Here is a 7559-nt window from a genome sequence, read left to right on the forward strand (position 1 = left end):
GGGGTGGGGGCGAGCAGGCGCGGCGCTATCGTCTCGCCCCCATCCCAACCTTCCCCCGCAGGCGGGGGAAGGGGCGGGTCGGTTCCGGGGCTCAAGCCGGCAGCGCCAAGCTGCGGCGGTCTCTCCCTGAGGGAGAGAGTGAAAAACTGATGAACCTCTCCGCCCCCTTCGTCCAGCGCCCGATCGGCACCACGCTGCTGACCATCGGCGTCGCGCTGGCCGGCATCGGCGGCTTCTTCGTGCTGCCGGTAGCACCGCTGCCGCAAGTCGATTTCCCGATGATATCGGTGCAGGCGCAGCTGCCCGGCGCCAGCCCCGAGACGATGTCGACCAGCGTCGCGACGCCGCTGGAACGACGGCTCGGCATTATCTCCGACGTCAACGAGATGACCTCGCAGAGTTCCACCGGCAGCACGCGCATCAACCTGCAGTTCGCGCTCGAGCGCAACATCGACAGCGCCGCGCGCGAGGTTCAGGCCGCGATCAACGCCGCGCGCGCCGACCTGCCGGCCTCGCTGCGCAGCAACCCGACGTACAACAAGAGCAACCCCTCCGACTCGCCGGTGATCGTGCTGGCACTGACTTCGGAGACCGCCTCCACCGGCAAGATGTACGAAGCCGTCACCAACGTGCTGCAGCAGAAGATCGCGCAGATTCCCGGGGTCGGCGAAGTCGAGGTCGGCGGCGGTTCGCTGCCGGCGGTGCGCATCGAGGTCGTGCCGTTTTCGCTCAACCGCTACGGCGTCAGCCTCGAGGACGTGCGCGCGGCGATCGAATCGGCGAATGCGAATCGCCCCAAGGGCGCGGTCGAAAGCGCCGACGAGCACTTTCAGATCTACACCAACAATGTCGGCCGGGCCGCGACCGACTACCGCAAGCTGATCGTCGCCTGGAAGAACGGCGCGCCGATCCGGCTCGGTGACGTCGCCGAGGTCAAGGACGGCATGGCCGACGAGCGCACCATGGGCCTGTTCAACGGCCAGCCGGCGATCATCGTGCTGATCCGCAAACAGCCCGGCGCCAACGTGATCGAGACCGTCGACGCGGTGCGCGCCTCGATCGACGGCCTGCAGGCGCAGATCCCGGAAGGCATCAAGCTCCAGGTCGCCTCCGACCGTACCAACTCGATCCGCACCTCGCTGCACGATGTCGAGTTCACGCTGGTGCTGTCGATCGTGCTGGTGGTGCTCGTGGTCAGCGTGTTCCTGCGCAACCTGCGCGCGACCATCATCCCGGCGGTCGCCACGATCGTGTCGCTGCTCGGCACTTTCGGCGTGATGTACCTGCTCGGCTTTTCGCTGAACAACCTGTCGCTGATGGCGCTGACCGTGGCCACCGGCTTCGTCGTCGACGACGCGATCGTAGTGCTGGAGAACACCACGCGGCATATCGAAGCCGGCATGGACCGGTTCAAGGCGGCGCTGCTCGGCGCGCGCGAAGTCGGCTTCACCGTGGTGTCGATCAGCCTGTCTCTCATCGCAGTGTTCATCCCGCTGCTGTTCATGGGCGGCCAGGTCGGGCGCCTGTTCGGCGAGTTTGCGGTGACCCTGTCGGTCGCGGTGACGATCTCGCTGGTGATCTCGCTGACGACCACGCCGATGATGTGCGCCTGGCTGCTGCGCCCACCCGGCGCCGAGCGCCAGCCCGGCCGGCTGGCGCGCGTCGCCGAGCGCGGCTTTTCGTTCGTACAGCGCAGCTACGTGCGCCAGCTCGACTGGGCGCTGGAATCGCGGCGCATGGTGATGCTGCTGCTGATCTCGGTGATCGCGCTGAACTGGTATCTGATCGGCATCATCCCGAAAGGCTTTTTCCCGCAGCAGGATTCCAGCCAGCTGCAGGGCGGCCTGCAGGCCGACCAGAGCATCTCGTTCCAGGCGATGTCGACCAAGCTGATCAGCATCATGGACATCATCCGCAAGGACCCCGCGGTGTCCACGGTGGTCGGCTTCACCGGCGGCACGCGCGCCGGCGGCGGCTTCATGTTCGTGGATCTGAAACCGCTGGCGCAGCGCGGCGAGCCGGGCTCGGCGGTCATCGCCCGGCTCAAGCCCCAGCTCGCGCAGATTTCCGGCGTCAGCGTGTTTTTGAACCCGGTGCAGGACCTGCGCATGGGCGGCCGAGCCGCCAACGCGACCTACCAGTACACGCTCAAGGGCGACGACGCGGCGCAACTCAAGGAATGGGCGACCAAGCTGTCGGAGCAACTCAAGACCCTGCCGCAGCTGACCGACGTCAACACCGACCAGCAGGCCAACGGCGTCGAAAGCTTCGTCACCATCGACCGCGACACCGCGTCGCGCTTCGGCATCACGCCGCGGGCGATCGACAACGCGCTGTACGACGCCTTCGGCCAGCGCACCGCGGCGACGATCTACGAGGACATCAACCAGTACAGCGTGATCCTGGCGGCGGCACTGCGTTATCGCGAAGGCCCGCTGGCTTTCGGCGATGTTTACGTGCCGTCCAGCAACACCACGAGCGGCGACACGAGCCTGGTCGCCAATCCGGCGCTGCGCGACCCGTCCACCGGCGCGGCACTCGCGACCTCGACGGCGACGATGGTGCCGCTGGCGGCGCTGGCGACCATCACGGAGCGCGCCGCGGCGACCTCGATCAACCATCAGGACGCGACGCTGGCGACGACGATCTCGTTCAACCTGGAAACCGGCGTCAGCCTCAGTGATGCACAGCGGCTGGTGAAGCAGGCCGAGGCCGATATCAGCATGCCGATCGGTATTTCCGCGAGCTTTCAGGGCCAGGCCAAGCAATATCAGGATTCGCAGTCGCAGCAGCCGCTGCTGATCCTGGCCGCGATCGTCGTGATCTACATCGTGCTCGGCGTGCTGTACGAGAGCTACGCGCATCCGGTCACGGTACTGTCGACGCTGCCCTCGGCCGGCGTCGGCGCGGTGCTCGCCTTGCTGCTGCTGAACATGGAGTTCTCGCTGATCGCGCTGATCGGCCTGTTCCTGCTGATCGGCATCGTCAAGAAGAACGCGATCCTGATCATCGATTTTGCGCTCGACGCGGAGCGCTCGCGCGGGCTGACCGCGATCGAGGCGGTGCGCGAAGCCTGCGTGCTGCGCTTTCGGCCGATCCTGATGACGACGCTCGCCGCGATACTCGGCGCGCTGCCGCTGGCGATCGGCTACGGCGAAGGCTCGGAGCTGCGCCGCCCGCTCGGCGTCGCGATCATCGGCGGCCTGATCGCCAGCCAGATGCTGACTTTGCTGACCACGCCCGTGGTCTACGTTTACATGGATCGCCTGCGCCGCCGCCGTCCGGATGAGGCGAAATTGAGCCGGCATCACGGTGATGTGCAGGATGCGTTATGAGGAGTTCGTTGCACATGTTCCCTAGCCTTTCATCCCTGCGCAGTGCGGCTGCTGCGGCTCTCGTCGTGCTGGCCGCAGGCTGCGCGGTCGGCCCCGACTATCAGCGTCCGGATTCCGCGGCATCAGCATCGTTCAAGGAAGCCGAGGGCTGGTCCGCCGCCGCGCCGTCCGATGCGGTCCATCGCGGCGACTGGTGGTCGCTGTTCCAGGACCCGCAGCTTGATGAGCTTGCCAAACAGGTGGCCGTCTCCAACCAGAACATCGCCGCCGCGCAGGCCGCTTATGCGCAGGCCCGCGCGCTGGTGCGCGAGCAGCGCGCGGGCCTGTTCCCCACCATCGATTTGAACGGCAGCGGCACGCGCTCCGACAGCGGCGGCGGTAGCAGCCGCATCGTCACCGACAGCAGCACCGGCGAAACCACGCTGATTTCGTCTGGCAGCAGCATCAGCAACAGCTATCAAGCCAGCATCGGCGCGAGTTGGGAGCCGGACGTCTGGGGCCGGCTGCGCCGGACCGTCGAAAACGCCAGCGCATCGGCGCAGGCCAGTGCCGCGGATCTTGCCAGCGCGACCTTGTCGGCTCAGGGCGAACTGGTCACCGATTATCTGTCGCTGCGTGAAACCGACGCGGAAATCGGGCTACTGAAGGCTACGCTGGAAGGCTATGAGCGCGCGCTGCAGATCGCGCAGAACCGCTATCGCGCAGGCATCGCGGCGCGCACCGACGTGCTGTCGGCACAGACCCAGTTGTACGGCACGCAGGCCGACATGGAAGGCCTGGCCCGCACCCGCGGCCAGCTAGAACATGCGATCGCGGTGCTGGTCGGCCAGGCGCCGGCGAATTTCCGGCTCGAGCCATCTCCTTGGAATGGTGTCGTTCCGAGCGTGCCGGTCGGCGTGCCCTCCGAGCTGCTGCAACGCCGCCCCGACATCGCCGGTGCCGAGCGCCGCGTCGCCTCGGCCAACGCGCAGATCGGCATCGCGCGCTCGGCGTATTTCCCGAGCCTGTCGCTGAGCGCGTCGTACGGCTCGTCGACCAGCAGCCTCGGCGATCTGTTCAGCGCCTCGTCGATGCTGTGGTCGATCGGCGCCTCGGCCACCGAAACCCTGCTCGACTTCGGCGCCCGCAAGGCGCAGGTGGCGCAGGCGCGCGCAGCCTATGACCAGGCAGTCGCGACCTACCGGCAAACCGTGCTGACCGCGTTCGCCGACGTCGAGGATCAACTCACCGGCGTGCGCGTGCTCGAACGCACCCAGGAGCTGCGCGCCAAGGCCTCGGCCGTGGCCGACGAGAACGAGGGGCTGATCCTTAACCAGTACAAGGCGGGCCAGGTCAGCTATACCGAAGTGGTCACTGCGCAGGCTTCAGCCTTGTCGGCGCGCCGCACCTTGATCCAGTCCTCGCTGGATCGCCAGACCACGGCCGTGGCACTGATCCAGGCGCTGGGCGGCGGCTGGGAAGCGCCCCCGTAGGTCGGCAATCCCTGGCCGACGTGAGGCCCCGGTTGCGCATTGGAGGGTTCACGTCGGCAAGGGATTGCCGACCTACGGGGCTTGCCATCGATGTAATTACGATATATCTTATGATCGTTACTTAAGACTAGATCTTAAGAGCATTACTTAAATACGCATCACGGAGTGTTCATGCATCGCCATTCTTCTGAATCACACCCCCACCACGACCGCCGCGGCCACGGCGCCCATTCCGACGATCATCGCGATCACCACCATGGCCTCTGGGCGATGATCGGCCGTCATCACCGCGGTCCTTTCGGCGGCGGCCCGTTCGGCCGCGACGGCGACGATAGCAGCGGCCCCGGCCGCGATGGCCGCCGCGGCGGCGCTCGTTCCAGCCGCATGTTCGGCCACGGCGACCTGAAGCTGCTGCTGCTGGCGCTGATCGCCGAAGAACCGCGGCACGGCTACGAGCTGATCCGCGCGATCGAGGATCTCTGTGGCGGCACCTATACGCCCAGCCCCGGCGCGATCTATCCGACGCTGACCTTCCTGGAAGAATCCGGCTACGCCGCGATCCATCAGGCCGAAGAGGGCGCCAAGAAGCAGTACACGATCACCGAAGAGGGCCGCGCCTTCCTGCTCAAGAACCGCGTCGAAGTCGAGGCGGTCAAGCAGGGCCTGAAGATGTCGTCGCGAGTGCGCGCCAAGCTCTCGGTACCCAATGCGCTGCGCGACTCGGTCGAGCACCTGAAGAGCGCGCTGATCGGCCATGACCGTAATTGGGACGCGGCTGAAACCGCGCGCGTCGTCGCGATCATCGACCAGGCGGTTGCCGACATCGGTGCGGAGTCCGGCGAATGATCGCGCTGCCGGAGGCCCACGTCTTTACCCGTGTGCGGCACCGACTGGTGCCGCGCCAGCTGCAGGTCAGGCGCGTAGTCGACCTGACGCCGAAAATGCGCCGCATCACCTTGTCCGGCGCCGATCTGGCGGGCTTCACCAGCCCGTCTCCGGACGATCACGTGAAACTGTTTTTCCCGTTGCCCGGCGAAGACCGGCCGCGCATGCCGGACTTCAGCGGCGAGCCGATGAGCCTGCCCGAAGGCACGGCCGCAAAGACCATGATATCGCCGGCGCGCGACTACACGCCGCGGCGCTACGACCCCCGCAGCGGCGAACTCGATATCGAGTTCGTGCTGCATGGCGAAGGCCCGGCCGCGATCTGGGCGGCGCAGGCCAAGGCCGGCCAGTGGATCGGCGTCGGTGGCCCGCGCGGTTCAACGATTGCGCCGAACGATTTCGACTCCTACGTGCTGGCCGGCGACGAAACCGCGCTGCCATCGATCGCGCGCCGGCTCGAAGAACTGCCGGCAAAGGCCAATGTCATCGTCGTCGCGGAAGTCGCGAACGCCGACGAGCAGCAGCCGTTGCCGGTCAATACGATCGTGTACTGGCTGCATCGCAACGGCGCTGCGCCCGGCGACCTGCTCGAACGCGCGATGCGCACGCTCGAGTTGCCAGACGGCGATTGCTACGTGTGGCTCGCCTGCGAATCACGCCGCGCGATGGTGATCCGCGATCATCTGACCGAGCAGCGCGGCCATCCGCCGGAATGGGTCAAGGCAGTGGGTTACTGGAAAGAATAAACCGAGCTGCGCCTGCTAGCGCTTGCAGGACGGATCGGTGGTGTCGGCACACTTCTGAATCACCTGGCCGGTCGCCTCGACATCCTTGCCCGCGCCTTCCATGGTGTTGCAGCCGACCAGCGAGGCCACGCCGGCGAACATGGCCAGAGTTGCGAATATTCCGAGCAGCTTCTTCATGACGATCTTCCTTGAAGGGTGAACACCGGCCCAGCATGCCCGTACCGAACTGAACGCCGGCCGGTGATGCTTTTTACGCGCGGGTCATCAACACTAAGCGCACACCCGATCGGCTCGCTCTCGTCATGTTCCAGCTCTACATCGCCAACAAGAATTACTCGTCGTGGTCACTGCGCCCCTGGTTGCTGATGCGCGAATGCGGCATCGCGTTCGACGAGCAGCTCGTGTCGTTCCCGCAGGGCTCGAGCTGGGATACGTTTCGCCGCTTCTCACCGAACGGCAAGGTGCCCTGCCTGGTCGACGGCGATACCACGGTCTGGGATTCGCTGGCGATCACCGAATATGTCGCTGAACGCTACGCCAACGTCTGGCCGGCCGATGCGAAAGCTCGAGCCTGGGCGCGATGCGCTGCAGCCGAGATGCATTCGGGTTTCATTGCGCTGCGCACGAGGTGTCCGATGAATTGCGGCTTACGCGTCAAGCCCAACGAGATCGCCGACGATCTGCAGCGCGATATCGCACGCATCGACGAGTTATGGAACGAAGGCCTGTCGCGCTTCGGCGGGCCTTTCCTCGCTGGCACCCGTTTCACCGCGGCCGACGCGTTCTTCGGCCCGGTCGCATTCCGCATCCAGACTTACGGACTACCGCTGGGTGAGGCCGCCACCGCTTATGCGACACGCCTGCTGGCCCTGCCGTCGATGCAGGACTGGTACGCGGCAGGCCTCGCCGAACCGTTGCGCGAGACCGAGCAAGAAGCGGAGATCCTTGCCACCGGAACACTGCTCGCGGACTACCGCCATTTCGCCAGGAAGTCCTAGTGGTCCGTTGCACGCTTGACGGCACATAAAACCGCGTCTTTCGACCTGCGGCGGCGTTGCAAATCCTCGCAATAGCGGTGCTATTGCTGTGGTTTGCGCCTTGCCACAGGCCGAAATCCATCG

Annotated in this window: 6 protein-coding genes; 5 read left to right on the top strand and 1 reads right to left on the bottom strand. The window is 66.0% G+C overall.

The window, feature by feature from the left end; all coding sequences use genetic code 11:
• Positions 1-149: 149 nt before the first annotated feature.
• The 4 genes from JWQ90_RS14960 (at position 150) to JWQ90_RS14975 (ending at position 6438) form a co-directional block, all read left to right on the top strand.
• Positions 150-3335, top strand: a complete 3186-nt coding sequence (locus tag JWQ90_RS14960) for an efflux RND transporter permease subunit (RefSeq protein ID WP_299695631.1) — start codon at positions 150-152, stop codon at positions 3333-3335.
• A 14-nt stretch (positions 3336-3349) separates the two neighbouring features.
• A complete protein-coding gene (locus JWQ90_RS14965) occupies positions 3350-4807 on the top strand; it encodes an efflux transporter outer membrane subunit (RefSeq protein WP_299695633.1) in 1458 nt (485 codons plus the stop codon).
• Positions 4808-4978: 171 nt separating this feature from the next.
• On the top strand, positions 4979-5653 hold the full coding sequence (locus JWQ90_RS14970) for a PadR family transcriptional regulator (protein WP_299695635.1): 675 nt from the start codon (positions 4979-4981) through the stop codon (positions 5651-5653).
• Complete coding sequence (locus tag JWQ90_RS14975) at positions 5650-6438, top strand: siderophore-interacting protein (protein WP_299695637.1); 789 nt, start codon at positions 5650-5652, stop codon at positions 6436-6438. Before JWQ90_RS14970 ends, JWQ90_RS14975 begins: the two co-directional genes overlap by 4 nt.
• A gap of 15 nt (positions 6439-6453) precedes the next feature.
• On the opposite strand, the gene JWQ90_RS14980 is transcribed toward JWQ90_RS14975, so the two are convergent.
• Positions 6454-6615, bottom strand: a complete 162-nt coding sequence (locus JWQ90_RS14980) for an entericidin A/B family lipoprotein (protein ID WP_299695639.1) — start codon at positions 6613-6615, stop codon at positions 6454-6456.
• Positions 6616-6740: 125 nt separating this feature from the next.
• Here JWQ90_RS14980 and JWQ90_RS14985 point away from each other — a divergent pair, with 125 nt between their 5' ends.
• Positions 6741-7436 carry a glutathione S-transferase family protein gene (locus JWQ90_RS14985; RefSeq protein WP_299695641.1) on the top strand — a complete coding sequence of 232 codons (696 nt, stop codon included), beginning with the start codon at positions 6741-6743 and terminating at the stop codon, positions 7434-7436.
• Positions 7437-7559 lie beyond the last annotated feature (123 nt).

It is taken from the genome of Hydrocarboniphaga sp., from assembly GCF_028291725.1.
Lineage (GTDB): Bacteria > Pseudomonadota > Gammaproteobacteria > Nevskiales > Nevskiaceae > Hydrocarboniphaga.

What these genes read in the sequence shown, in the direction of transcription:
- JWQ90_RS14960 (WP_299695631.1), top strand. Translation starts at nt 150, where the DNA reads ATGAACCTCTCCGCCCCCTTCGTCCAGCGCCCGATCGGCACCACGCTG.
- JWQ90_RS14965 (WP_299695633.1), top strand. Translation starts at nt 3,350, where the DNA reads ATGTTCCCTAGCCTTTCATCCCTGCGCAGTGCGGCTGCTGCGGCTCTC.
- JWQ90_RS14970 (WP_299695635.1), top strand. Translation starts at nt 4,979, where the DNA reads ATGCATCGCCATTCTTCTGAATCACACCCCCACCACGACCGCCGCGGC.
- JWQ90_RS14975 (WP_299695637.1), top strand. Translation starts at nt 5,650, where the DNA reads ATGATCGCGCTGCCGGAGGCCCACGTCTTTACCCGTGTGCGGCACCGA.
- JWQ90_RS14980 (WP_299695639.1), bottom strand. Translation starts at nt 6,615, where the DNA reads ATGAAGAAGCTGCTCGGAATATTCGCAACTCTGGCCATGTTCGCCGGC.
- JWQ90_RS14985 (WP_299695641.1), top strand. Translation starts at nt 6,741, where the DNA reads ATGTTCCAGCTCTACATCGCCAACAAGAATTACTCGTCGTGGTCACTG.